Raw genomic sequence first — 25,256 nt, forward strand, 5'->3', positions numbered from 1 at the left:
TCAGAACCTCAAGGCAGTTCAGGGCTGGAATAGAAGGCGGTCAGCACTTTCACCAGATGCTCCAGGTCATGGCTGCCGGCCAACTCACGGATCGAGTGCATGGCAAAGGTGGGCAGGCCGATGTCGACCGTGCGCACGCCGAGCTGGCTGGCGGTGATCGGGCCGATGGTGGAGCCGCAACCCATGTCGCTGCGCACCACGAAGCTCTGCACCGGCACTTCGTTCTCCAGGCACAGGTGGCGGAAGAAGCCGGCGGTTTCGCTGTTGGTGGCGTAGCGCTGGTTGCTGTTGATCTTGATCACCGGGCCAGCGTTGAGTTTGGGCCCGTGGTTGCCGTCGTGCTTGTCGGCGTAGTTCGGGTGTACGCCGTGAGCGTTGTCGGCCGATACCAGCAGCGAGCGCTGGATGGTGCGGACGAAGGCGTCGCCGTCCGGTAGCACGCGGCGCAGCACCTGCTCGAGGAAGGGACCGTCGGCGCCACAGGCCGAGCAGGAACCCACTTCTTCGTGGTCGGTACAGACCAGTACGCAGGTTTCCTCGTCGTCCGCGTCGATCAGCGCCTGCAGGCCGGCGTAGCAGGACAGCAGGTTGTCCAGGCGCGCGCTGGCGATGAAGTCCTGGTTGAGGCCGACGATGGCAGCGCTCTGGGTGTCGTAGAAACTCAGCTCGTAATCCAGCACCGCATCCGGGTTGAAGTCGTGCTCCATGGCCAGCTGTTCGGCGAGCAGGGCGCGGAAGTCGGCGGTTTCGCTGCTGGCGAGCTGGGCGAGGATCGGTGGCAACTCGTTCTGCGGGTTGATCGCCCAGCCCTGGTTGGCCTCACGGTTGAGGTGGATGGCCAGACTGGGGATCACGGCAATGGGCTGGTAGAAGTCGATCAGCTGGCTCTCGACCTTGCCGTCGCGGCGGTAGGTCACGCGGCCGGCCAGCGACAGGTCGCGGTCGAACCAGGGGGCGAGCAGGGCGCCGCCGTAGACTTCCACGCCGAGCTGGAAGAAGCCCTGACGCTGCAGCTCCGGGTTTGGCTTGACGCGCAGGCAGGGGCTGTCGGTATGCGCGCCGACCAGGCGAATACCGCCATCGACTGCCGGGCGCTTGCCCAGCTTGAAGGCGATGATCGAGGAGTCGTTGCGGGTCACGTAATAGCGGCCGCCGGCTTCTGTATGCCAGGGCGCGCGTTCGTCGAGGTGCCGATAACCGGCAGCTTCCAGGCGCATGGCCAGGCTGGTGGTGGCATGGAAAGGGGTCGGCGAGGCGTTGAGGAAATCGAGCAGGCCTTGGATCAGTTCTTCGCGCATGTATCACTCCGGACAGCGATGGCGCAGTGTAACCGTTTTGCCCGTTCTTGGCAGAGCGGCGCGTGCATGGCCCGGATAGAGAACGGCAATATAGCGTGCGGCACGGCCGCATCGGGTGATGGGGGACGGAGCAAAAAAACGGATACCGACAGAGCCTCGACCTGCCGGTATCCGTGCGCTGCAAATCAGAACTTGTAGGTGGCCGAGAGGCTGAACACGTCACCCTTGGCTGTCACTTCACCGTCCATGCGGGCGCCGCCCAGGCGGTCCTGATTGACGGTGCGCAGGCGCGCCTTTTCCACGAACTGGTGGGAGTAGGCCGCGTCGATGCTCAGGTTCGGCTCGGACGCGAAGCGGTAGCTGCCGCCGAAGGAGACGAAGGTGCGGTCGCCATCGGGAATCCGCGCGTCACGGGTGGAGTTGCGGGTTGGCGTCTGGTCCAGCGCGACACCGGCGCGCAGGGTGAGCTCGTTGGTAACGCGATAATCGCCGCCGATCGAGTACATCCAGGTGTCCTTGTAGTCGTAGGGAATGACCACCAGGCTATTGCCGTTGGATTCGAGCTTGAGCTCCTTGAACGAGGACCATTGTGTCCAGGTAACGCTGGCCCCCAAGGAGAAGCGCTCGTTGAACTCATGGACCCAGTCCAGCGTGGCGCTGGCAGGTACATCCAGGCGGGACTTGGCGTCGGCGCCGTCCGGGTTCAGGCTCAGGCCGGGGAAGGCCAGTTCGATGGCGGTGGCATCGCCGAATACCGGAGGAAACAGCGGGTTGGTCATCAGATCATAGGAATACTGATCGGCATGGATGTTGTAGTCCCCTTCGAGCTTGTTGCGAATGCGGGCGTGATAGTTGAGGCCCAGGGTGTCGCGCGAGGTGGGTTTCCACGCGACACCGGCAAACCAGCCGAAGGAGGTATTGTCCACCTTCACCCGGATCAGTGCGTCGCTGATACCGGGTGGCAGGCCCAGCGGCAGTTGCGACGATGGGGTGCCGGCAGCGGCCAGCAGATCGAGGTTCTGGCTGATAAAGCCCTTGGTGTGCTGGACGATCACGCCACCGCCGACGGCGAAGGCATCGTTGACCTTGAAGGACAGGGAGCCGGTGAGGCCGACGGTCTCGATCTTGGTGTCGACCGCGAAGTCCTGACCTTTCCAGTCGCCATCCCAGGTGGTTTGCGCGCCCATGGGCACCACCTGGCTCAGGCCGAAGCTCAGCCGATCGTTGATCGGCATCACCAGAAAGCTGGTGGGCAGCGCCTTGCCGAAACCACCCTGGCCGCCATCGTTGGTGATGGGACCGTTATCGATGATGTTGCCGGTCGGGTTACCGGCCGGGTCAAATTCCAGGTCGCGATCCGAGCGCGGGTTGCCCTGATGGTCATAGACGCTGCCTTTGTACTTCAGGCTGATCCGTGCATGGTGCACGGACACCTGAGCGACGTTATGGTCGATGAACGCCATGGCGGCAGGGTTGTTGAAGGCGGCGCTGGGGTCGTTCTTCCACATCGACCCGCCAGCGAATGCCCGGCCCCAGCCTGGCGTGCCGTAGGTTGGAACACCGAATGCGCCCGCCTGAACCTGGGAGGCGGCCAACATGGAACCGGCGATGGCGGCAATCCAGAGAGTTCGGTGTGTGTTGGCAGAGAGAATATTATTTTTATTGCGCATGGCTGATCTCTTTTGTCTGAGAACTTCATTACTTCCAATAACCCGCGCCGTTATTGATCGATTCAATGCGGACGCGGGTTATTACTACGTGCCGGCCTGCACCTGTCAGTTGACCGAAATGGCCGGTGCCTGAACGTTCAGAGAGCGGATATTGCAGTTGCCCGCCAATGCCTGGGCGGAGGTGACGCGCAGGGTGTGGTTGGAGTTGGTCCATTGCACGTTGATGGTGGTCGGGCCTGCGCAGTTGGAGGCCGGGATCAGGGGCGGAGCACCGGCGATGGTGAAGCCGACGCCGGATACGGTGCCGAGCCAGGTCTCGCCGCCGTCGGTGGTGGTGCTCGGCGTCAGTGTCCATGGCAGGCCGGTGATGCTCGGCAGGGCGCACAGGCCACTGCCGCTGACGGTCACGGTATTGATGTTGGCGCTTGCCCCGCCGGCATTGATGGTGCCGTTGAAGACGACGTTGCAGTTCACCGTTGCGCCAAAGGACGAGGGGCCCGAAACCCCGATGGTGCCCGTTGCGCTGAACGGGGAGCCGCCAGTGATGGTGGCCGCCGAGGCCATGCCGGAAATACCCAGGCCGATTGCCAGGGCGCCGATGACACTAACCAGTTTGTTGTTTTTCATTGTTTCCTCACTAACAGATTGTTGTTGTATGTATGGCTGTTACGAGACGCACAACAAAACACAGACCTCTCTCTTCCAGCCCGAACTTCCCGAACAGCCCCGAGTGCTTTACAGGCAGGCGCTCGGGATACAGCTAACTGAATGCAGGTGTCGCCATGTGCATGCAGTTGGCTGTTTTGCAGGCGAAGCAAACGTTCGCCGAATCGCGGTGAAACGTCCTTGTTTCTTGCCGGGTGCAATGGCTGAAGAAATGGACTGGGTGACAGCAGCCTGCCGAGGCGTGACGGGATTTCGCCCGGGCAGGAAACGGGCGCGGATGAAGAGTTGCCTAGCGAGCAGTTCCATCTGGTTCAAGCTCCCCGTCATGTTGGTGGCCGGGCCGTACGCGTCGAGCGATAGGCAGACCGTGCGGTGCAGTCGGCGAGCTCGTTGTCTGCCTCTAAGGTAATCTTCCGGGGCGAAAGAAAACCCCAGCCAAGGATGGGTTGGGCTGCTGACCGATCGATCAACTCTGAGTAGCCGGGAAGAAGGTACACACCGCCTGTCGCCGATCCATACCAATGGATGGGGGCGGTGCGATCAGTTGGGGACGCGCACGTAACCGGGCTCGAGCCCGAAGACTTCCAGCCCATCAGGCATCGAGCGTCCGGCCTCGACTTCGATCACGCTGACGGGATGCTGGGGGGCGCTGCGGTAGTCGAGCAGCCACTTGTCCCCGGCTCGACGCATTGCGGCGGCGGGCACCACCAGCGCTGCGGGGTTGTGATAGGTGAGGATGCTCAGCTTGGCGCTCATGCCTAGCCTGACCCGGCGCATCTGCACTTGATCCAGTTCCGGGATGCTCACCACGACTTCGAACTGGGAGCTGCCGCCGGGCACGCTACCGCCGAGGGCCTGGCCGCCCACTGCCATGACCTCGCCTTGCAGGTGCTGGTCATCGAAACCGTCGCCGGTAACCTCGACCGGCTGGCCTTCGTTCAGCTGGTTGACGTCCAGTTCGGCGACTCGGGCAATGACGCGCAGTCCCTCGATGCTGGCGAGGCCGAACAGGGGCTGGCCCTGGCTGACGCGGCTGCCGGTCTGCAGCGGGCCCTTGGCTGCCTCTTCGGCGCTTATGCCGGGGGCCTGCACGACGATGCCGGAGAACGGCGCGAGAATCTCCCCCGAGGCCAGCTGCCGGCTCAGGGCCGCGTGCTTGGCCTCGGCATTGGCCAGCTCCATCTCGGCGATCTGCCGGTACTCGCCGCGGCCGCGTTCGAGCACGGCTTGCAGCTCCGCTTCTGCGGCCTGCAGGTCCATGCGCTGCAGTTGTGTCTGTCGTTCCAGCTCTTGCAGCTCGTTGCGGGCCACGATGCCTCGTTCATGCAGCGAGCGCGTGTCCTTGAGTTTCTGTTCGTTGCCGTCCAGGCCCATCTGCACGCTGCGCAAGGCGCGCCGCGCCCGGCTGACATCCTGTCCCGCCTCCCAGTCCTCGAGTTCGCGCACCGTGCGACGGGCCTTGAGCAGCGTGGCAAGGGCATCACGCACCTGCACCTTCAGCTCGCTGGCATCCATGCTGAGCAAACGCTCGCCCTTGACGACCCGTTGCCCGGGGGCAACGCGGTTGTTGGCGATGTTGCCGCCAAACGGAGCATTGATGCTGATGGTGCGCGCTGGCTCGATGCGGCCGACCAGACCGATGCGGTGCTCCAGATCGCTCGGTTGCACGGCCAGCCACTGCCCGGAGGCTGGTTCGGCAGTGGCGCGTGGCTGTACCTGCAACGACAGCGCTGCGATGCCCGCCAGCAGTGCGAGTCCGGTGATCATCAGGCGCGACAGGCGCCAGTGTTTGCGCTCAGTGGTCATTGAGAATGATGTCCCAGCTTTCCAGTGTCATGCCCAGGGTCAGGTCCAGCTGCGTCTGCGCGTTGAGGTAGGCGATCAGGGTGCTGAGACGAGCGTTCTCGGCGTTCTGCAGATCGCTTTCGAAGCTCAGCACCTGGAAGTTGCTGGAGCGCCCGACGGCCAGCTTGTCGCGTTCGATCGCCAGTTTGCGCTTGGACAGTTCCACGCCACGCTGGGCGATTTCGTACTGGCGCCAGCGGGTGCTTACATCCCGTATGACGTCCTTGACGTTGCGGATCAGTGCCTGCCTGGCGTCGGCCAACTGCAGTTGCTGATCTTCGACGTTGATCCGGGCATGTACTTCCCCCTGGCGTCTGCTCAGATCGCCGATGGGGATGTCGAGCCGTATGCCGGCATAGCTGTCCCAGCTGCGATCTGCGCCATTGCCATAGGTCGAGCCGTAGCGATCTCTGGCCTGATTGGCGCCGACTTCGAGCGACAGATCCCAGAGGCTCTGGTTCTTGGCGACCAGCAGGTTGATGTCCGCCTGCTGGCGCATGATCAACTGGCGCAGAAAGTCGGGCTGCTGTCGCTCGGCCAGGCTGATGGCCTGGCCGGGGTCGATCTCGATCGCTTCTGCATGCAGGGTGTCGGTTGCCCGCACGGGCGAAGAGAGGTCCAGCGCGAGCAGGCGCAGCAGCTCCAGGCGGCTGCTGTCGACCAGATTGGCCGCTTCCTCGACGCCCAGCTCCTGGCTGGCCAGGCTGGCTTCGGTCTGCACCACCTCGAACTGCGCCATCCGCCCGGCCTCGATCATCGCCTGGTTGACGCTCAGCAGCTCCTGCGAGCGCTGCAGGGCAGCCCTGGCGATACCCAGTTGCTCCTGGGCTCGCAGCAGCTCGCGGTACGCGAAGATGATCGCCGCGACGGTCTGCGAGATGCCGGCCTTGAGGCCGAGCCTGTTGGCCTCTTCGGTCAGTTGCGCGAGTCGCAGTGGCGCGGTGGTGACGTCGCGCCCTGCGCCACGCAGCAGCGGCTGGATGATGCTGAAGTCGACGCCGTCGTTGCGGCGCCAGCCTGCCTGGTCGGCTTGCGAGTGGAACTTGCTCCAGCCGAGGCTGACCACGGTGCCATATTCTCCCAGCACGGTCGCTGTGGCGCCGAACTGACCCGCACGCTGGCGATCGGCATGCCCCCGCGAGGCTCGGTAGCTGTTGGAGAGGTACAGTTTGGGATTGAACGCATCCTCCGCTACCCGCAGGTCGAACTTGTCGGCAATGCGCCAGAGATAGGCGCTCTTGATCGAGCGGTTGTTGCGCAGCCCGAGAAACACCGCGTCGACCAGCGACAGGTCGGCCATCTGTTCACTGAGCAGTTCGGCGGGCGCGGGGGTGGGCATGCTGGGTGCCGAAGGGCGCAAGGGCTCTTCCCGCCATGCCTGTGCGGGAGCGCTGAGGGTGACGATGAGGAGCGCGCCGAGTGCCAGTCGCCTATTCATCGCGCAGCGCCTCTACCGGTTGCAGGCGTGAAGCGGCGATGGCCGGATGCAGACCGAAGAACAGGCCGACCAGTAGCGTACTGCCGATGCCCAGGGGCAGCGCGCCGGGGGCCAGAAAGAATGCCCAGCCAGACAGCTGCGCATAGCCCCAGCCGCCCGCCATGCCGAGGACCGCGCCCAGCAGCGCGCCCACACTGGTCAAGGCCACGGCCTCGACCAGGAACAGGTTGCGGATGTCTCTGCGTCGTGCGCCCAGAGCCAGGCGCACGCCGATCTCGCGGCGGCGTTCGCTGACGTTCATCAGCATCACGTTCATCACCCCCACACCGCCACCGATCAGCGAGACGACGCCGAGCGCTGCCAGCAGGTAGCTGAAGGTTCGGATCTGCTGTTGCATGCCCTCGAGGATCTGCTGCGCGAAGATCAGGGTAACCGGAGCATCCCCAGCGATGCGCTGGGCGAGAGCCTGGCGCAGTTGCTCGCCGGCCTGGATGACTGCTTCGGCGCTGTTGGCGCGGGCCACGACGTGGCTGATCTGTGGCACGGGATTGATGCGCGTCATGCCCTCCATGGGGATGAACAGCGTTTCGTTGGCATTGAACGGCAGGAGCATGCCGGGGGCCCCTTCCTGGAGAATGCCGATGACCCTGAATTGATAGGACTGCAGGCGTAGCTGGTCACCCGGTTGCAGCGGATCATCCGGCAGGCTCAGGGCCTGTGCCAGTGAGGCGCCGATGACCGCATAGGCTTCCTTGCGGTCGAACTCCGACAGCGACCGACCGCTGGCGATCTCCAGGCGCGCGGCCTCGAACAGTGCCGGGTCGGCGCCGATGATGTTGGCGTTGCCGACCCGCCCGTGGAAGATCGCCGCTGCGCCATAGGTCATGACCGGGGACAGGCTGGCGACGGCCGGGGTTTGCCGGCCCAGCGCTTTCACGCTCAGACGCAGGGGCAGGCCGTCGCGCCCGGTGGGTTGTGGTGGCAGCTGCAGCACCAGGGTATCGCTGCCCAGGTTGCGGAAGATGGCAATCGATTGCGCTGCGGCATTGCCGCCGATGTTGAGCAGGGCCACCACCGAGCAACTGCCCATGACGATGCCCAGCAGGGCCAGCAAGGAACGCCGACCGAGCATGCGCAGGCTGTTCAGCGCCTCGAGCAGTATCTGTGCGGCGCTCGGTCCGCTGCTGAATGGCATGCTCAGGCTCATGCTGCGCCGGCCTCGCGCAGCAGCCCCTGATGCACCTCGACCCGGCGCGCCAGGCGGTTGGCGATCAGAGGGTCATGGGTGACCACGATCAGCGTGACGCCTTGCTCGCGGTTGAGCTCGATCAGCAGCGCCATGATCTCCTGAGCCGTGCTGGCATCGAGGTTGCCGGTCGGTTCGTCGGCGAGAATCAGCGCAGGTTTGCCGACCAGCGCGCGGGCGATGGCCACGCGCTGGCGCTGCCCACCGGACAGGCTGGCAGGGCGATGCTCGCTGCGTTCGCCCAGGCCGACCCTGACGAGCATGGCGTGCGCCTGCTCGCGCGCCTGGCGGGGCGCGATACCGCGATAGGTCAGGGGCAAGGCGACGTTGTCCAGTGCGCTGAGGCGGGGAAGCAGGTTGAAGCTCTGGAAGACGAAGCCGATCAGTTGGTTACGCAGGGCGGCCAACTGGTCCGGACTGGCCTGGGCGACGTCGATGCCATTGAGGCGGTAGTTGCCGCTATCGGGCAGGTCGAGCAGGCCGAGCACGTTGAGCAGGGTGCTCTTGCCCGAGCCGGAGCTGCCGAGGATGGCGCAGCTTTCCCCGTGCGCGATCCGCAGGCAGACGTCGTTGAGGACAGGCAGCGTCTTGTCGGCAAGCCGGTAGTGCTTGCCAATGTGCTGCAACTGGATGAGCTGTTCTTCGTTATTGTTTTCGAGCATCCCGATGCCACTGCCTGCGTCCATGTCGATGAACCACTGAGCATCGCCTTGTCAGGCATTTCCTGGCGCCGAAGCCTCCGGGAAATCAAAGGGCAGTCGTCCCTCTGAAAGCGGCCGCAACAGGGCCATGCCCGATAGCAGGATTGGCAGCGCTGGCTTGTCTGTAAAGCCAACTTTCTTCTGGTTCGCGCGGGCAGTGTTACCGATGCTCACACTGCCTGTGCAGCGGGTGAGCATGCCAAGACAGGGGCTGGATGAGGGCAGCGGGCTGCCCTCGACGCCGGCGGCGGATCAGAACGGCGCGGGGCACTCGAAGCGCATGCGTTCGCCCGTTTGCGGGTGGGTGAGGGCGAGCATGCTGGCGTGCAGACACAGGCGCTCATGGGCGGCCAGGGCCTGCTCATGGGCGTAGAGGCGGTCGCCCAGCAGCGGGTGACCGATGGACAGCATGTGCACGCGCAGTTGGTGCGAGCGGCCGGTGATGGGCGTGAGTTCGACCCGGCACCAGTCGCCGCAACGCTCGACGATGCGCCAGTGGGTCAGTGCATGCTTGCCCAGTTCATGATCGACGACATGGCGTGGTTTGGTCGGCGGGTCGTAGCGCAACGGCAGGTCGATGCTGCCACTGTCGGCCTGCGGCTGGCCCCAGCACAGGGCGGTGTAGGCCTTCTCGGTTTCGCGGTCGTGAAACTGGCGCGACAGCTCGCGGTGGCTGTCGGCGTCACGGGCCAGGACGATGATGCCGGAGGTTTCCCAGTCCAGCCGATGCACGATGCGCGCTTCCGGGTAGCCGTTTTCCTGCAGGCGGGTGACCAGGCAATCCTTGTTGTCATCGGCGCGGCCGGGCACCGACAGCAGCAGGGTGGGCTTGTTGATCACCAGCAGGGCGGCGTCCTGGTGGAGAATTTCGATCTGGCTTAGCGGCATGGTGTATGGGCTGGTGTAGGAGCGGATTTATCCGCGATGCTGTTGGCCTGTAGAAGCTTCGCGGATGAATCCGCTCCTACAGGTGTGTGTTGCTACAAACGAACACGGCGGCCGAAGCCGCCGTGAGCCTAGCCAGGATCGATCAACGATCCGGCAGGGTGATGTTCAACTCCAGGATCGAGCAGCTGCCCTGGTTTTCCAGTGCGACCTGGACCTGATCCGATTCGATGTTGACGTACTTGCGGATCACTTCCACCAGCTCCTGCTGCAGGGCAGGCAGGTAGTCCGGCTGGCTGCGCTGACCACGCTCGTGGGCAACGATGATCTGCAGGCGCTCTTTGGCGATGGATGCGGTGGTTTCCTTCTTGCGCGAACGCAAGAAGTCAAAAATATTCATTCTCGACCTCCAAACAGGCGCTGCAGGAAGCCCTGCTTCTTCACATCCAGGAAGCGGTGCGCGACTTCCTTGCCAAGCAGGCGATCGACTGCGTCGCTGTAGGCCTGGCCGGCATCGCTCTGGTCATCGAGGATGACCGGGATACCCTGGTTGGATGCCTTGAGCACGGCCTGGGACTCGGGGATCACGCCGAGCAGGCGGATGGCGAGGATTTCCTCGACGTCTTCGACGCCGAGCATCTCGCCCTTGGTGACGCGCTCGGGGTTGTAACGGGTGAGCAGCAGGTGTTCCTTGATCGGCTCTTCGCCTTTCTCGGCGCGGCGCGACTTGCTGGCCAGCAGGCCGAGCATGCGGTCGGAGTCACGCACCGAGGACACTTCCGGGTTGGTCACGACGATGGCTTCGTCGGCGAAATACATCGCCAGGTGTGCGCCTTTCTCGATACCGGCTGGCGAGTCGCAGACCACGTACTCGAAATTCTGCGACAGCTCGGTGATGACCTTCTCGACGCCTTCGAGGGTCAACGCGTCCTTGTCACGGGTCTGGCTGGCGGCCAGCACGTACAGGTTCTCGAGGCGCTTGTCCTTGATCAGGGCCTGGGTCAGGGTGGCTTCGCCGTTGACGACGTTGACGAAGTCGTACACCACGCGGCGTTCGCAGCCCATGATCAGGTCGAGGTTACGCAAGCCGACGTCGAAGTCGACGATGACGGTCTTGTGGCCGCGCAGGGCGAGACCGGTGCCGATGGCAGCGCTGGTGGTGGTTTTACCGACGCCACCTTTGCCGGAAGTGACTACGAGGATCTTGGCCAAGGTGATTCACCCCAAAAAATGAAGATAACGCGGGAATCTGAGGCCAATCGAGGCTTCCAGATGCCCTTTTTGTGTCCGTAAAAAGTGGCCGCAGTATCCGTTAAAGACGGGTGATGTTCAACACGTCACCCGACAGGCTGACGTGCACTGCATCGCCCCACAGCGGGTCGCGGCGCAGGTCTTCGGCAACCTTGTAATGGCCTGCGATCGACAACATTTCGGCGCCCATTTGCTGACAGAAAATCCGTGCCTTGTTGTTGCCCTTGATGCCGGCCAGGGCACGACCACGCATGGGTGCGTAAACATGGATGTTGCCATCGGCGAGAAGTTCCGCCCCGGCGCTGACCGGCGCCAGCACGATCAGATCGCCACCCTGGGCATAGATCTGCTGGCCGCCGCGCACCGGGCTGGTGATGATGCGGCTGGGTTTGTGCTCGGGTTCGGCCGGTTTCTCTTCGATTTTCCTTGGCGCTGGATCGAGAAGGCGTTCGCGTGCACCGGACGGCGGCAGCACCGGCAGATCCATGGCTTCGGCAGCGGCGACGTCGCTTTCGCGCGAGGCGCGGATGGCCAGGGTGCGCAGGCCATGGCGGCGGCAGACGGCCATCAGCTCGGCCAGATCCAGTTCGCCTTCGCCTTCCGGCAGTTTGTCCAGCGCCAGCACCAGTGGCGTGTTGCTGAAGAAGGCCGGGGCCTGGGCGACTTTTTCCGTCAGTTGCGCGTCGAGGCGCTCGAGATCGTTGTGCGCCAGTTCCATCACGGTGATGGCGAGCATGCTGCCCTTGAGCTGGAATACGGGGTCTTGGGCGAGGAGGTCGGCTTGGCTCATGGTGGTGCGATGGGCCTTCTGGCGAGTCGAAAGATGCCCGGACTTATAACGACATCGCCCGCATGCCGCAAGCTGCGTGCGTCAGCGAGGCCGCGGCGGGTCAAGACCTGGCTGTCGATTCGCTGTCGCGATCTGCGCTGCGGCAGCGCTGTCAGCGAGCCGGCCGGGAAAACTGCGTTAGAATGCGCGGCTTTGCAAGTGATCGGAAACGTCTCATGGATCGCCCCCGCTTTCGCGCCTGTTTTCTTCATCCGCGCTTCTGGCCGCTGTGGCTGGGCCTTGGCTTGTTGTGGCTGGTGGTGCAGTTGCCATATGGCGTACAGCTGAAACTGGGGCGGGCGCTGGGCTGGCTGATGTACCGCACGGCAAGCTCGCGCCGGCAGATCGCCGCGCGCAATCTGGAACTCTGCTTCCCCGGCAAGAGTGCTGCCGAGCGCGAGCGCCTGCTCAAGGACAACTTCGCCTCCACCGGCATCGCCTTCTTCGAGATGGCCATGAGCTGGTGGTGGCCCAAGGCGCGTCTGGCGCGACTGGCACAGATCGAGGGCCTCGAGCATCTGCAGCAGGCGCAAGCCGAGGGGCAGGGCGTGATCCTGATGGCGGTGCACTTCACCACCCTGGAGATCGGCGCGGCGCTGCTCGGTCAACGGCACACCATCGATGGCATGTACCGCGAGCACGACAACCCATTGTTCGACTTCATCCAGCGTCGTGGTCGTGAGCGCCACAACCTCGATGCCAGTGCCATCGAGCGCGAGGACATTCGCGCCATGCTCAAGGTGCTGCGTGCCGGCCGCGCCATCTGGTACGCGCCGGATCAGGACTACGGCCGCAAGCAGAGCATCTTCGTGCCGCTGTTCGGCATTCAGGCGGCGACGGTGACTGCCACCAGCAAGTTCGCCCGCCTGGGCAAGGCGCGCGTGGTGCCTTTCACCCAGCAGCGTCTGGCTGACGGCAGCGGTTATCGTCTGGTGATCCATCCGCCGCTCGAAGGCTTTCCCGGTGAAAGCGAAGAGGCCGATTGCCTGCGCATCAACCAGTGGATCGAGCAGGTGGTCAGTGCCTGTCCCGAGCAATACCTGTGGGCGCACCGGCGTTTCAAGACGCGCCCCGAGGGCGAAGCGAAGCTGTACGGAAAGCGCAAGTAGCGCACCTATACTCAACAGAAAATCAGGATTGGCCGATGACAGCAGTTGCCCGCCCCCATGAGCCCGTCACCGGGCTGATTCTCTCCGGTGGTGGAGCGCGGGCGGCCTATCAGGTCGGGGTGTTGGCAGCCATCGCCGATCTGCTGCCGGACGCCTCGCGCAATCCCTTTCCGGTGATAGTCGGCACCTCGGCCGGGGCGATCAATGCCGTTGGCCTGGCCTGTGGCGCGCTGCAGTTCGGCGAGGCGGTGCGGCGCTTGACCTCGGTCTGGCAAGGCTTTCACACCCATATGGTGTACCGCAGCGACTGGCCGGGCGTGCTGCGTCAGGCGGCGCGCTTCGTTGGCCATAGCCTGCTCGGCCTGGGCCGCGATGTTCCGGTGGCCTTGCTCGACAGTTCGCCGTTGCACGAGTTGCTGGCGCGCGAACTCGACTTCTCCGGCATCGCCGCCGCAGTGCGTCAGCGCCAGCTGCGAGCGGTCGCGGTGACGGCCTTCGGCTACGAAAGTGGTCAGGCGGTGACCTTCTACCAGGGCCGCGCCACGATCGACCCCTGGTTCCGCCATCGTCGCGTCGGTGTACCGACACGTCTGCAGCTCGACCATTTGCTGGCCAGCGCATCGATCCCGCTGATTTTTCCGCCAGTGAAGATCAACCGCGAATATTTCGGCGACGGTGCGGTGCGCCAGGCGGCGCCGATCAGCCCGGCGCTGCATCTGGGCGCCAGCCGCGTGCTGGTGATCGGTGTCAGCGGCAATGCCCAGCTCGAAACCGATGCCGAACTGCCGCGTGTGATGAGCACCCGGCCGCCGAGCCTGGCGCAGATCGGCGGACACATGCTCAACAGTACCTTCATCGACAATCTGGAAACCGATATCGAGCTGCTCGAACGGCTCAACCAGATGAGCGCATTGGTGCCGCCGGAGCAGCGTCCCCGTGGGTTGGGGTTGAACCCGGTGGACGTGCTGGTGATCGCGCCGAGCCAGCCGCTGGATCAGATCGCCGCCCGCCATCAGCGTGAGCTGCCCAAGGCGCTGCGCCTGTTTCTGCGCGGCCCGGGGGCGACCAAGGCCGGCGGGGCGGGCGTGCTCAGTTACCTGCTGTTCGAGCCCGGCTATTGCAGTGAGCTGATCGAGTTGGGCTATCAGGATGCGATGGCGCGCAAGGCCGACCTCTGCCGTTTTCTTGGGTTGGCCGAAGTGGCGCAGTCTGCCTGAGTCGCATTGTTTGAGATGCGCTGGGGTGCGCGGCGCGCACCGGGTGGTTTCCCTGGTGGCAGGCGGTACGCGCGGCGCACCCTGCGGCTGGTCGGCTCTGGTGTTTCAGGCCAGCGCGCCGTCACGAAAATCGCGCAGTGCCTGCTCGATTTCCTCGCGGCTGTTCATCACGAACGGTCCGTACTGCACGATGGGCTCGTTCAGCGGTGTGCCGGCGATCAGCAATACCCGCGCGCCATGGGGGCTGGCCAGGTGCAGCTCACCCTCGTCGGATAGCCGCACCAGACGCCCGGCGCTGACCGGTTGGGCGCTGGCCCCCGGCAGCTCCAGCAAACCCTGGTAGACGTAGAGCATGACCCGCTGACCATCGGCCAGGCGCGGTGAAACCTGGCTGCCGGCCGGCAGGTTCAGGTCGAACAGCTGAGGCTGGGTGTGCGGACGCTGCACGGCGCCGGCCTGACGAATCTCGCCGTCATCGAATTCACCGGCGATCACCACCACCTCGGCGCCGGACGCCGTGCTGATGCGTGGGATGTCGCTGGCGGGAATGTCGCGATAGCCCGCTTCACCCAGCTTGTCCTTGGCCGGCAGGTTGAGCCAGAGCTGGAAACCACGCATGGCGCCGGACTCCTGCTCGGGCATCTCGCTGTGGATGATGCCGCGTGCAGCCGTCATCCATTGCACGCCGCCGCTGCCGAGCAGGCCGACGTTGCCCAGGTGATCTTCGTGGCGCATGCGCCCTTCGAGCATGTAGGTGATGGTTTCGAAGCCGCGATGCGGATGCGGCGGGAAGCCGGCGATGTAGTCGTCGGGGTTGTCGGTGGAAAACTCGTCGAGCATCAGGAACGGATCGAAACGTTCCAGGCCTGGCCCGCCGATCACGCGGTTGAGGCGTACACCGGCGCCGTCTGAGGCGGGTTGGCCAGGCTGGATGCTGATGACGCGGCGTTGCGAGGTCATGGCGGGGTCCTTGAAGGGTAGGAATGACGCCATGCTATTCGCATAGAATCGATCTTTGGGTGGAAAATTTACGGCCCATGCATCGATAAAATCGATGCATGGGCGAGGGTCAGTCGGCAATCTTCAGCTTGCGCGACTCGTGATAGAAGTAGCGGATCTTCTCGTACTCGAATGGCGAGTTGAGTTGACCATAGCGGAAGCCGGTATTGGCACGGGTGTCGACGATGCGCAGGGCGCTGATGCCGGGATTGCTGCGACTGGCGTCGGCCACATCGAGGTAATTGACCGCATTCTCCAGGCCGTAGTCCGCCACCAGCCCACCGGTGTCGCGCAGGTTCGACGGCCCGAGCAGCGGCAGCATCAGGTAAGGCCCAGCGGGTACGCCGTAGTAGCCCAGGGTCTGGCCGAAGTCTTCGCTCGATCGGGGCAGGCCCATTTTCGTCGCCGGGTCCCAGATACCGCCGACACCCAGGATGGTGTTGAACAGCAGTCGCGCGGTGCTGTTCATCGCCCGCTGGCCCTTGAGCTGCAGCAGGCTGTTGGCCAGCGTGGGGATCTCGCCGAGATTGTTGAAGAAATTGTGGACGCCGCTCTGTACCAGGTTCGGCGTGACGTAGCGGTAGCCGTCGACCACTGGCAGGAACACCCACTGATCGAAGCGGTAGTTGAAGTGGTAGACGCGGCGGTTCCACGACTCCAGCGGGTCATAGACCTGCAGGGCGTCGCTGGAGGCGCGTTCGAATTCCTGTTGATCCAGCCCAGGGTTGAACTGCAGATTCTGCAGCGGATTGGTGAAACCGTCGGCGTCGACCTGGCCCTCGGCCAGTGTCTGCCCGCTGGCCAGCAGCAGGGCGATGATAAGCGTGCTGTGTTTAACCACGGAAGAACTCCAGCATGGCGTCGGCGTTGACGCGATAGTTGAGGTTGCCGCAGTGCCCGCCGCGCGGGTAAAGGGTCAGGCGGTCGCCAAAGGTGCGGCGCAGGAAGCCGATGTCGCCCTGGCCGAGGATCAGGTCGTCTGCGTTGTGCATCACCGAGACCTTGTCGCTGCCTCTGAGGTAGTCCTCCAGTGCATACAGGCTGCTCTTGTCGACCAACTGGTTGAGGCTGCCGCCATCGTGACGAGCGCGCCACATGGGCATCAGTTGCTCGGCGATATAGCAATCGAAGTCGCAGCGCAGAGCCATCTGGAAGAACGGCGTGAGGCTGGTGCTCTCGGTGATGCGGTAGTCGCGCGGGGTAATCAGGCCGCGGCGGTTGAGCAGGTCCGAGGTGAACACGATGTCGGCAGACGAGAAGCGGAACGAGGTGCCGATCAGCATGGCCATCTGTTCGTCCGAGAGCCGTTCTTTTGACTGCTGGAAGTCATAGAGCATGGCGTCGTTGATATCCAGATAGCCCTTGTCATTGAAGTAGCGGGTCAGCTTTTCCAGCACCAGGTCATAGAAGTTGGTGCTGTTGTCGATGCCCTGGACCCTGGTCTGCACCAGCTTGTCCAGGTTGGTGATGGAGGTGTAGAGGTTGACCGGCGGGTTGAGCAGCAGCACGCGTTTGAAATCGAAGGCGCGGCGGGTTTCATCGAGCTGGCTGACGAAGGCGGCATGCAACGCGCCGAGGCTGTAACCGGTCAGCAGGAACTCGCTGACGTCGAGCTTCGGGTGCTGGGCACGTACGGCCTGCATCACGCGGTACAGGTCGTCGGCGTCGTCCGGGCTGTAGCCCGGCGTGGCAGAACGCGAGGCTGCGGCCATGAAGTCGTAGCTGGTCGGCGATGACAGCTGCACGACGTGGAAACCGGCGCCGTAGAACAGCTTCTTCAGGTACTCGGTGGTGCCGCTGGCGTAGTGTGCGCCGGTGCCGGCGATGATGAAGATCAGCGGTGCCCGGCCGTTCTGCTGGGCCAGGCGGTAACGCAGTTTGGTTACCGGCCAGAAATTGTCCAGCAACTCGAACTCGCGGTCCGGGCGCAGGCGCACCGAGTAGTCGCGTTGTCTGATGTCGCCATCGGCCGGCAGTTCGGGGCGCAGCTCGGGCGGCGTGGTGGCAATGGTGGCTTCGAACGGGTTGGCCAGTGGATAGCCGTAGCTTTGCGCATCCACATCGGCGGCCATCGCTGAGACACAGAAGGCCAGGCCACCGAGCAAGGCGGCGAGTCGGGCAAGGCTGGGCATGTGCTAAGTCCCTTTTGACGTCTGGATTGAATAGCTGGCTTATGACAGCAACAAGCTGGGCAAAGTGCCAGACTATCCTGACTTATCGCAGGGAAACTTGAGTAATTTGAGCAGGCGCTCCTCACGCTCGGCCGTTTACCGGCTTTTTCAGTCAGGCGTGATGGTGCAGCCAGGCATGTTTGGGACGCTCTGCCGACGGCTGGGCACGGCGCTCGAGTCGTTGCCAGACCTTCTCGTGGAAGTAGAAGCCCACCGAGTTGCACAGCGGTTCGATCGCTGCCACCAGGCTACTGGCCGCGACGCTGCCGGTCAGCGCGTAAGTGACGGCGAAGGCGATGCAGAAGTGCATGATGGTAAAGGTCAGTGTCTTGAGCATGATGCACCTCGTTGAGAATCATTTCGTCATGAGGGAGAGGCTAGTCCTGTTCTTCAGTGTCGGGAAATGTGGCCTTTGCATGGTTTTGATAGTCTTGCTCAATTGATTATTTTTCATTGAGAGTTTCTTTCTATTTTTTTCGCCCCAGGGTGACTGCGTTAAGGTGGCGCTCTATTTCGATGGAGTCGGGCGATGCAGATCAGTGATATTCCCTTTGGCGTGACGGACTGGACGGCGATACCGGCGACCGAACATCCGGGTGAACGTGGCGTGGCACGTTGGCGCACCTGTCAGTTCGGTGCGCTGCGTGTGCGTATGGTCGAGTATTCACCGGGCTATCTCGCCGACCACTGGTGTCAGAAAGGGCATGTGCTGTTGTGCCTGGAAGGGGAGCTGAGCACCGAACTCGAGGATGGTCGGGTATTCGTGCTAAAGCCCGGTATGAGTTATCAGGTGGCTGATGGCGCCGAGGCCCATCGTTCATCGACAACGCCCGGCGCGCGCCTGTTCGTCGTGGACTGAGCCGCGATGCTCTGGCGCATGGCTGCCGACGCTCTGGTGCTGGTGCATCTGGGCTTCATCCTGTTCGTGCTGCTGGGTGGCTTGCTGGCGCTGCGTTGGCCGCGTTTGATCTGGCTGCACCTGCCTGCTGTGGCCTGGGGCATCGTCGTGGAGTGTCTGCATCTGGGTTGCCCGCTGACGCCCTGGGAGAATCAGCTGCGCCGAATGGCCGGGCAGGCGGGCTATGAGGGCGGCTTCATCGAGCACTACCTGATCCCGCTGATCTATCCGGCCGAACTCACGCCGCGGATTCAACTCTGGCTGGGCGCGATCGTGGTGCTGGTCAACCTGATCGTTTACGCCTGGCTGATCTGGCGCTGGCGCAACAAGGCTTGATCGCGATTTGCCCAGCCTATTCATAAGTCTGATGAAGGCGCGGGAGCTTTATTGCCTTCGCTACACTGGCAGCCATTGCAACCAGACACTTAAGGCAGGGCCGCTATGCAAAACCGCATGATGATCACTGGCGCGGGCTCCGGCCTGGGACGCGAAATTGCCCTGCGTTGGGCGCGCGAGGGTTGGCGACTGGCGCTGGCCGACGTCAACGAGAGCGGTCTGAGCGAAACCTTGAAATTGGTACGCGAGGCCGGTGGCGACGGCTTCACCCGGCGCTGCGACGTGCGTGACTACAGCCAGCTGACCGCTCTGGCGCAAGCCTGCGAAGAGCAGTTCGCTGGCATCGACGTCATCGTCAACAACGCCGGTGTCGCGTCCGGCGGCTTCTTCAGCGAGCTGTCGCTGGAGGACTGGGACTGGCAGATCTCGATCAACCTGATGGGCGTGGTCAAAGGCTGCAAGGCATTTTTGCCGCTGCTGGAAAAGAGCAAGGGCAAGATCGTCAACATCGCCTCCATGGCCGCGCTGATGCAGGGGCCGGGCATGAGCAACTACAACGTCGCCAAGGCCGGCGTGGTGGCGCTGTCGGAAAGTCTGCTGGTAGAGCTGCGTCAACTGGAGGTTGGCGTGCATGTGGTCTGCCCGTCGTTCTTCCAGACCAATCTGCTGGATTCCTTCCGTGGCCCGACCCCGGCGATGAAGGCGCAGGTTGGCAAGTTGCTGGAAAGCTCACCGATCAGCGCGGCTGATATCGCCAGTTACATCCACGATGAGATGGCCAAGGGCAGTTTCATGATCCTGCCGCACGAAATGGGTCGTATGGCCTGGGCGCTGAAGCAGAAGAATCCGCAGGCGCTGTACGACGAGATGGCCAGCATGGCCGAGAAAATGCGTGGCAAGGCCAAAACCGCCAGCTGACCACAAGGTCAGCTATTTGCACCTGCAGGCTTGCCTGGCATGGCCTGCAGGGGTAGGGTGGCCGCCCCGGCCTGCCTGCCGTAATGACCTCGGATAATTCGTGAAACCAGTCCCTCGGGCCCTGTTGCTGGTGGCCCTGGTGCTGGCGGCGATCAATTTGCGCCCCGGCATCACTTCCCTCGCGCCGCTGATCGAGCGCATCGCCGCAGAGCTGTCGCTGAGCCGCAGCTTCATCAGCCTGACCACCGCCCTGCCGGTGCTGTGCATGGGCCTGCTCGCGCCCTTGGCGCCGCGTCTGGCCATGCGCTGGGGCCTGGAGCGCACCATCGTGCTTTGCCTTGGGCTCATTGGCCTGGCGCTGCTGGCGCGTCTGGCTGCGCACCAGAGCGTGGTGCTGATCGGCAGCGCCATCGCGTTGGGCGCTGCCATCGCGGTTGCCGGGCCTTTGTTGTCGGGCTTCATCAAACGCCACTTCGCCAGCCAGATGGGCCGTGTGGTGGGCTGGTATTCACTGGGCATGGCCATCGGCGGTGCTGGCGGTGCGGTGCTCACGGCTCCGGCTACGGCGCTGTTTGGCGATGCCTGGCACCTGGGCCTGGCGGTGTGGGCCACGCCGGCGTTGTTCGGGGTGATGCTTTGGCTGTGGCTGCCCAATCAGGCCAGCGCCGCTGACGAGCAGGAGGGCGGTGGTTTGCCCTGGCGGCAGCCGCGCGCCTGGCTGATCAGCTGCTTCTTCGCCATTCAGGCGGGCTTGTTCTATGCCATCGCGACCTGGGCGGTAGCGCGCTATCACGAGGCCGGGCTGAGCATGCTGCGCAGCAACTCGCTGCTCAGTCTGGCCATGCTCATGGGGCTGCCCAGCTCGTTCCTGCTGCCCTGGCTGGCGCAGCGCTACAATGCGCGCTATCCACTGTTGCTGGCGTGCGGGGCCGTCACCTGTGGTTGCCTGGCGATGGTCACCTTCATGCCGCGTCTGCTGCCGGAATTATGGGCGCTGATCCTGGGCTTCTCGCTGGGCGGCTCCTTTGCCCTGTCGCTGGTGCTGCCGCTGTACGAAGCCGGCTCGCCACTGGCGGTCAGCCGCTGGACGGCGATGATGCTGTTCACCGGTTACAGCCTGGGTTGCCTGACGCCCATTCTCACCGGGCTGGCACGGGATCTGTCCGGCAGCTATCGTCTGCCGTTCGCGGTGCTCACCGCGCTGGCACTGGTGATGACGCTGGTGGCCTGGCGGTTGGGCCGGAGCCGACGCCAGGCTCGCTGAAGAATTGGCAGCAGTTCCTTTCTTGCCCAGGCGTGCTGTGTTAGAAGGCGTTCTGCTTTTTCAGGAGTGCCGGTGTGGAGTCCGAATCCATCGTCTATGGCTGCATCCGCGACTGGCCCTCGGATGATCCCGAGTTGCGTCGCCTGCGCCGTGAAACCAACCATGGCGTGCTGGCCGAGTTGCCGGCCGGCGAGCTCTGGCCGTTTCTCGGCCGCGAGATGTTCTCCTTCTGCGACCTGCCCGGTGCCGGGCTCTACCAGACCCAGGTGATCCACTTCGGTGCCAGTTATGGCGCGATCGAGTACGAGTGGAACCTGTGGATCGAAGCCTTCGAGGCGCTGCTCAAGCGCCTATATTGGGCCAGCGCGGTTGTGCACCTGGAAACCGAACTCAATGGCATGCACACCTTCCGCTGGGAGTCCGATAGCGGCTTTCACAGCCCGCAGGAGGGGGGGTTACGCGTGCGCTGCGCCTGGGAGCGCGAGGGTGCCTTGCGCGGTTAGCAGACTGTTGAAAAACGTAGGCGAGGCAGGCAAGACAAGGCAAAAATGGCCGAAAAAGCGCAGTTTAGGTGTTCTAAATGAGCATTTTGAGGCCGTTTTTAACGCAGTATTGTCAACGCAGGTAGTTTTTCAACGGCCTGTTAGGAGGCGAGAATGATCAACTATCTGTGGTTTGTGCTGGCGGCCTTGTTCGAGATCGCCGGTTGCTACGCCTTCTGGATGTGGCTGCGGCTCGATCGCAGTGCCTGGTGGATCGCAGCGGGGCTGCTCAGCCTGACGTTGTTCGCCCTGATTCTGACCCGCGTCGAAGCCGCCTTCGCCGGTCGTGCCTATGCCGCCTATGGCGGTGTGTATATCGTCGCTTCGCTGGTGTGGCTGGCGCTGATCGAAAAGACCCGGCCCATGCTCAGCGACTGGCTGGGCGCAGCGCTGTGTCTGGCAGGCGCCACCCTCATCCTGTTGGGGCCGCGGCTGCATGCCTCCTGATCTGCTTATAAGCATAGGAAGTAAAAAAGTTCCGCTGTCATCAAATCTTTATATATCAGCAACTGAGCTGAAATAACCCCTCGCCAAGATTCTCCCCAGCACGAACGAGCCAACAGCTCGGGTGTTTTCAACACTAAAAGTCCAACAGGGGAATTTCTCGATGATCCGTAAGCACTTCGCCGGTTTCGCAGCCAGCGCCCTGGCCCTGGCCGTTTCCGCCCAGGCTTTCGCCGGTACTGTCACCACTGACGGCGCCGATATCGTGATCAAGACCAAGAGCGGCCTAGAGGTCGGAACCACCGACAAGCAGTTTTCCTTCAAAATTAACGGCCGCATCCAGGCGGATGCCGATAGCTTCGATGGTTTCTACACCCGTAACGGTGAACGAGCAGACGAAACGTATTTCCGCCGTGCTCGCCTGGAAGTTTCCGGTGTTGCCTTCACCGACTGGGCTTACACCTTCAACCGCAACTTCACCAACGACTCGAGCAACTGGGACGAACTGGCTATCCATTACAACGGCTGGAAGCCGGTGCAGGTGTCGATTGGTCGCATCAAACCGACCTTCGGCTTGGAAGAGGCCGTCAGCTCCAAGTGGATCACTGCCATTGAGCGTTCTTCGATTTACGATCTGGCACCTTGGCTGAACGGCCACGAAGAAGGTGAAGGCATCCGCCTGCGTGCCACCGTCGGCATGTTCCATGGCGAGGCTGGTGCCTATCGTCAGGATGGCGGTGAAGGTGTTGACCTGCTGGAAGACGAAGATGGCGCCAACAACACCACCTTCGTCCTGCGTGGCGTGGTGGCACCGATTGCCGATAAAGACCAGGTACTCCACCTCGGCGTCAACTTCGGTACGCGTGATCTTGAAGAAGGCTACCTCGAGCGCATTCGCCCGCGTCTGTCCGTACGTGGCACCACCGAAGATACCGCCAACGGTAACCGCGCTACCTTCGGCGGCACCAGGACCGATGGTAGTGATCAGGCATGGGGCCTGGAAGCGGCTTACATGATTGGCCCATTCTCGATTCAGGGCGAGTACCTGACTCGTACCGTTGACGCTCAGGAAGGTTTCGAAGATCTGGAAGCCTCTGGTTACAACGTGCAACTGGCCTACACCCTCACCGGCGAGTCGCGTTCCTACAAGGTCGATGGCGGCAAGTTCGACAAGATCACGCCGAACAACAAGCAGGTCGGCGCTTGGGAAGTCTTCTATCGCTTTGACGACATCACTGTCGATGAAACTGGCGTAGCTCCGAGTGGTTATGTTGGTGCGCTCGATAGCGCTGAAGCCGGCGCCAAGACCCACACTGTTGGTGTGAACTGGTACGCCAACGAAGCAGTAAAGATTTCTGCTAACTATCTCAAGACAAGTGTAGATGACGTGGTAAACGCAAATGGCGACGACGATGGCGATGCCATCAGTCTGCGCGCACAGTACGTTTTCTGATCAATCTCCACTGCTCCTTTGAACCCCGCCTTGTGCGGGGTTTTTTATTGCTTCCAGCCTGGCGCGCCAGGACGCAAGACATCGCCATTTCATTCGCCATGCATTTCACCTGAACAAAAAAAAGCCCCAGACCTGCTGGGGCTCTCTGAGCGCTGCGATCAGTTCTGCTTCTGGAAACGCTCCAGTGCTTCTTCGACAAGCTGTCGCGCCTCGGCTGCATCGCCGTAGCCATTGAGTTCGACTTTCTTGCGACCTTCCGGCAATTGCTTGTAGACGCGAAAGAACGCTTCGATGCGCTGGCGTTCGATCAGCGGCAGGTCATCGACATCGAGGATCTTGTCGTAAGTCGGATCGACATCACTGCCAGGGACACCGATGATCTTTTCGTCCGCCTCACCACCATCGATCATGCGCAGCACCGCGATCGGGCGGAACTTGATCAGCACACCCGGGTGCAGCGCTTCGCGAGTGAGCACCAGCGCATCGAGTGGATCATTGTCGCCACCCAGAGTACGTGGCAGCGAGCCATAGTTGGCTGGATAGGCAACCGGCATCGACTGGAAACGGTCGACGAAAACCAGGCCTTCTTCGTTGATCTCGTATTTGATGATACTGCCGGCTGGAATCTCGACAGCCATGTGCACTTCATTGGGGGCGTCTTTTGCCTGCGCGGCATGGAAGGGATGAACGATACCAGGCGCTGCGAGGGCGCTGGGAGCACCGAAGCTGATGGCAACGCCGAGGGCAAGCAGTGATTTGCGCATGATGACTCCCGAGTAGATTGAGGTTGATAAGCCGGCAGTCATCTTGCCGGCGCCCTGTTAGAGATATATTGCAGTCTGGCTTCCGGGATTCAGTTCATGCCCCTCACCATCATCGACTCGCTTCAAATGCTACCCGCTGACGTCTGGGATGGGCTGCTGCTACAGCCACAACCCTTTCTGCGTCATGCCTTTCTCAGTGCGCTGGAGGACAGCGGCAGCGTCGGTGGCCGCAGTGGCTGGCAGCCATCGCACCGGCTCTGGTGCGATGAGCACGGCAAGGTGCAGGCAGCGTTGCCGGCTTATCTGAAGCAGCACTCCTACGGCGAATACGTGTTCGATCACGGCTGGGCCGACGCTTGCCGGCGCGCCGGTATCGACTATTACCCCAAGCTGCTGGGCGCCGTGCCGTTCTCCCCGGTGAGCGGGGCGCGCTTGCTCGGTGATGCCCATGCGGCGGGGGAGTTGCTCGACACGCTGACAGCCGGCTTGAGCAAGGAAGCGTTGTCGAGCCTGCACATCAACTTCACCAGCTCGGCCTGTGATGCGGTGATGGCGCAACGACCGGATTGGCTGGAACGCCTCGGTTGTCAGTTCCATTGGCACAATCGGGGTTACCGTGATTTTCAGGACTTTCTCGATGCGCTCAGTTCGCGCAAACGCAAGCAGATACGCAAGGAGCGTGAGCAGGTGGCGGGGCAGGGCATCGAATTCGACAGGCGTCTGGGCCGTGAACTGAGCGAGGCAGACTGGGATTTCGTCTATCACTGCTACGCCAATACCTACCACGTGCGTGGCCAGGCGCCTTATCTGACGCGGGACTTTTTCAGCCTGTTGGCCGAACGCATGCCCGAGCTGATTCGGGTGGTGTTCGCCACCCAGCATGGCCGCGCGCTGGCCATGGCCTTCAGTCTGGTCGATGGTGATACCTTCTATGGGCGCTACTGGGGGTGTCTGGCCGAATTCGACCGGCTGCATTTCGAAACCTGCTTCTATCAGGGCATGGAGCTGGCCATCGCCGAAGGTCTGCAGCGCTTCGATGCCGGGGCGCAGGGCGAGCACAAACTGATCCGCGGTTTCGAGCCGGTCATTACCCGCTCGTGGCACTATCTCTGCCACCCGGGGCTGCAGGCTGCTGTGGCCGACTTTCTCGAGCAGGAGCGCTCTGGCGTGCGGGTTTACGCGCAAGAGGCGCGCAGCTATCTGCCTTTTCGCCAGCCTGATAACGGCTGATCGAGCGATCAGGTTATCGGTGCAGGGCCGAAACAGCTGTTTGCCGGAAGTTCCCCGAGTCGGAGATTTCTGCAAAAACTCC

Annotated in this window: 26 protein-coding genes; 10 read left to right on the forward strand and 16 right to left on the reverse strand. The window is 62.9% G+C overall.

The window, feature by feature from the left end:
* Nucleotides 1-8: 8 nt before the first annotated feature.
* The 11 genes from ACN0X6_RS00370 to minC all read right to left on the reverse strand — a co-directional run bounded on the left by ACN0X6_RS00370 (nucleotide 9) and on the right by minC (nucleotide 11,790).
* Entirely contained in the window at nucleotides 9-1,298 is a 1,290-nt protein-coding gene (locus ACN0X6_RS00370) for a M18 family aminopeptidase (protein WP_417701167.1), read from the reverse strand.
* A 185-nt stretch (nucleotides 1,299-1,483) separates the two neighbouring features.
* On the reverse strand, nucleotides 1,484-2,968 hold the full coding sequence (locus ACN0X6_RS00375; protein ID WP_417701169.1) for an outer membrane protein transport protein: 1,485 nt from the start codon (nucleotides 2,966-2,968) through the stop codon (nucleotides 1,484-1,486).
* A 105-nt stretch (nucleotides 2,969-3,073) separates the two neighbouring features.
* The gene (gene praB, locus ACN0X6_RS00380) at nucleotides 3,074-3,595 is read right to left on the reverse strand and encodes an alkane oxidation protein activator PraB (protein WP_417701171.1); all 522 of its coding nucleotides are present in this window, start codon (nucleotides 3,593-3,595) and stop codon (nucleotides 3,074-3,076) included.
* 579 nt (nucleotides 3,596-4,174) lie between these two features.
* Complete coding sequence (locus ACN0X6_RS00385; protein WP_417701173.1) at nucleotides 4,175-5,440, reverse strand: HlyD family secretion protein; 1,266 nt, start codon at nucleotides 5,438-5,440, stop codon at nucleotides 4,175-4,177.
* Complete coding sequence (locus ACN0X6_RS00390; protein WP_417701175.1) at nucleotides 5,430-6,917, reverse strand: TolC family protein; 1,488 nt, start codon at nucleotides 6,915-6,917, stop codon at nucleotides 5,430-5,432. The genes ACN0X6_RS00385 and ACN0X6_RS00390 overlap by 11 nt, the downstream gene beginning before the upstream one ends.
* A complete protein-coding gene (locus ACN0X6_RS00395; RefSeq protein WP_417701176.1) occupies nucleotides 6,910-8,112 on the reverse strand; it encodes an ABC transporter permease in 1,203 nt (400 codons plus the stop codon). Before ACN0X6_RS00395 ends, ACN0X6_RS00390 begins: the two co-directional genes overlap by 8 nt.
* An 8-nt stretch (nucleotides 8,113-8,120) precedes the next feature.
* Nucleotides 8,121-8,825 carry an ABC transporter ATP-binding protein gene (locus ACN0X6_RS00400; protein ID WP_417701177.1) on the reverse strand — a complete coding sequence of 235 codons (705 nt, stop codon included), beginning with the start codon at nucleotides 8,823-8,825 and terminating at the stop codon, nucleotides 8,121-8,123.
* Nucleotides 8,826-9,116: 291 nt separating this feature from the next.
* The gene (locus ACN0X6_RS00405; RefSeq protein WP_061241862.1) at nucleotides 9,117-9,752 is read right to left on the reverse strand and encodes an RluA family pseudouridine synthase; all 636 of its coding nucleotides are present in this window, start codon (nucleotides 9,750-9,752) and stop codon (nucleotides 9,117-9,119) included.
* Nucleotides 9,753-9,894: 142 nt separating this feature from the next.
* Nucleotides 9,895-10,149 (reverse strand): cell division topological specificity factor MinE, encoded by a 255-nt coding sequence (gene minE / locus ACN0X6_RS00410; RefSeq protein ID WP_003241592.1) that lies wholly within the window; start codon nucleotides 10,147-10,149, stop codon nucleotides 9,895-9,897.
* A complete protein-coding gene (minD, locus tag ACN0X6_RS00415; RefSeq protein WP_160020711.1) occupies nucleotides 10,146-10,961 on the reverse strand; it encodes a septum site-determining protein MinD in 816 nt (271 codons plus the stop codon). Before minD ends, minE begins: the two co-directional genes overlap by 4 nt.
* Before the next feature lie 100 nt (nucleotides 10,962-11,061).
* Nucleotides 11,062-11,790 carry a septum site-determining protein MinC gene (gene minC, locus ACN0X6_RS00420; protein WP_417701179.1) on the reverse strand — a complete coding sequence of 243 codons (729 nt, stop codon included), beginning with the start codon at nucleotides 11,788-11,790 and terminating at the stop codon, nucleotides 11,062-11,064.
* Nucleotides 11,791-12,005: 215 nt separating this feature from the next.
* On the opposite strand from minC, the gene ACN0X6_RS00425 reads away from it, so the two are divergent.
* Together ACN0X6_RS00425 and ACN0X6_RS00430 are read left to right on the forward strand one after the other, a co-directional pair.
* Nucleotides 12,006-12,938: a lipid A biosynthesis lauroyl acyltransferase gene (locus tag ACN0X6_RS00425; protein WP_417701180.1), complete on the forward strand. Its 933-nt coding sequence runs from the start codon at nucleotides 12,006-12,008 to the stop codon at nucleotides 12,936-12,938.
* Nucleotides 12,939-12,973: 35 nt separating this feature from the next.
* Nucleotides 12,974-14,155 carry a patatin-like phospholipase family protein gene (locus ACN0X6_RS00430; RefSeq protein WP_417701182.1) on the forward strand — a complete coding sequence of 394 codons (1,182 nt, stop codon included), beginning with the start codon at nucleotides 12,974-12,976 and terminating at the stop codon, nucleotides 14,153-14,155.
* Between the two features lie 105 nt (nucleotides 14,156-14,260).
* Here ACN0X6_RS00430 and ACN0X6_RS00435 read toward each other — a convergent pair whose 3' ends face one another.
* The 4 genes from ACN0X6_RS00435 to ACN0X6_RS00450 all read right to left on the reverse strand — a co-directional run bounded on the left by ACN0X6_RS00435 (nucleotide 14,261) and on the right by ACN0X6_RS00450 (nucleotide 17,662).
* A complete protein-coding gene (locus ACN0X6_RS00435; RefSeq protein ID WP_417701184.1) occupies nucleotides 14,261-15,115 on the reverse strand; it encodes a pirin family protein in 855 nt (284 codons plus the stop codon).
* Between the two features lie 109 nt (nucleotides 15,116-15,224).
* Nucleotides 15,225-15,974, reverse strand: coding sequence for a VacJ family lipoprotein (locus ACN0X6_RS00440; RefSeq protein WP_417701725.1), 750 nt, complete (start codon nucleotides 15,972-15,974; stop codon nucleotides 15,225-15,227).
* A 13-nt stretch (nucleotides 15,975-15,987) separates the two neighbouring features.
* Nucleotides 15,988-17,286, reverse strand: coding sequence for a serine/threonine protein kinase (locus ACN0X6_RS00445; RefSeq protein WP_417701186.1), 1,299 nt, complete (start codon nucleotides 17,284-17,286; stop codon nucleotides 15,988-15,990).
* A gap of 151 nt (nucleotides 17,287-17,437) precedes the next feature.
* Nucleotides 17,438-17,662, reverse strand: a complete 225-nt coding sequence (locus ACN0X6_RS00450; RefSeq protein WP_417701188.1) for a DUF2061 domain-containing protein — start codon at nucleotides 17,660-17,662, stop codon at nucleotides 17,438-17,440.
* A gap of 192 nt (nucleotides 17,663-17,854) precedes the next feature.
* On the opposite strand from ACN0X6_RS00450, the gene ACN0X6_RS00455 reads away from it, so the two are divergent.
* From ACN0X6_RS00455 to ACN0X6_RS00485, 7 genes are all read left to right on the forward strand, one after another.
* Nucleotides 17,855-18,184 carry a DHCW motif cupin fold protein gene (locus ACN0X6_RS00455; protein ID WP_417701190.1) on the forward strand — a complete coding sequence of 110 codons (330 nt, stop codon included), beginning with the start codon at nucleotides 17,855-17,857 and terminating at the stop codon, nucleotides 18,182-18,184.
* A 6-nt stretch (nucleotides 18,185-18,190) separates the two neighbouring features.
* The gene (locus ACN0X6_RS00460; RefSeq protein ID WP_417701192.1) at nucleotides 18,191-18,559 is read left to right on the forward strand and encodes a DUF2784 domain-containing protein; all 369 of its coding nucleotides are present in this window, start codon (nucleotides 18,191-18,193) and stop codon (nucleotides 18,557-18,559) included.
* A gap of 105 nt (nucleotides 18,560-18,664) precedes the next feature.
* Nucleotides 18,665-19,477: an SDR family oxidoreductase gene (locus ACN0X6_RS00465; RefSeq protein ID WP_417701194.1), complete on the forward strand. Its 813-nt coding sequence runs from the start codon at nucleotides 18,665-18,667 to the stop codon at nucleotides 19,475-19,477.
* A 100-nt stretch (nucleotides 19,478-19,577) separates the two neighbouring features.
* The gene (locus ACN0X6_RS00470) at nucleotides 19,578-20,741 is read left to right on the forward strand and encodes a CynX/NimT family MFS transporter (RefSeq protein ID WP_417701195.1); all 1,164 of its coding nucleotides are present in this window, start codon (nucleotides 19,578-19,580) and stop codon (nucleotides 20,739-20,741) included.
* 74 nt (nucleotides 20,742-20,815) lie between these two features.
* Complete coding sequence (locus ACN0X6_RS00475; RefSeq protein ID WP_021488323.1) at nucleotides 20,816-21,244, forward strand: hypothetical protein; 429 nt, start codon at nucleotides 20,816-20,818, stop codon at nucleotides 21,242-21,244.
* A 153-nt stretch (nucleotides 21,245-21,397) separates the two neighbouring features.
* The gene (locus ACN0X6_RS00480; protein ID WP_417701197.1) at nucleotides 21,398-21,730 is read left to right on the forward strand and encodes a YnfA family protein; all 333 of its coding nucleotides are present in this window, start codon (nucleotides 21,398-21,400) and stop codon (nucleotides 21,728-21,730) included.
* 160 nt (nucleotides 21,731-21,890) lie between these two features.
* Complete coding sequence (locus ACN0X6_RS00485) at nucleotides 21,891-23,180, forward strand: OprO/OprP family phosphate-selective porin (protein ID WP_417701199.1); 1,290 nt, start codon at nucleotides 21,891-21,893, stop codon at nucleotides 23,178-23,180.
* A gap of 158 nt (nucleotides 23,181-23,338) precedes the next feature.
* Here the strand turns inward: ACN0X6_RS00485 and ACN0X6_RS00490 are convergent, their stop codons facing one another.
* On the reverse strand, nucleotides 23,339-23,944 hold the full coding sequence (locus ACN0X6_RS00490; protein WP_417701201.1) for an inorganic diphosphatase: 606 nt from the start codon (nucleotides 23,942-23,944) through the stop codon (nucleotides 23,339-23,341).
* A 96-nt stretch (nucleotides 23,945-24,040) separates the two neighbouring features.
* On the opposite strand from ACN0X6_RS00490, the gene ACN0X6_RS00495 reads away from it, so the two are divergent.
* Nucleotides 24,041-25,174, forward strand: coding sequence for a GNAT family N-acetyltransferase (locus ACN0X6_RS00495; protein ID WP_417701202.1), 1,134 nt, complete (start codon nucleotides 24,041-24,043; stop codon nucleotides 25,172-25,174).
* The last annotated feature ends 82 nt before the right edge of the window (nucleotides 25,175-25,256 follow it).

The organism is Pseudomonas sp., assembly GCF_048269965.1.
In the GTDB taxonomy this organism is placed as follows: domain Bacteria; phylum Pseudomonadota; class Gammaproteobacteria; order Pseudomonadales; family Pseudomonadaceae; genus Aquipseudomonas.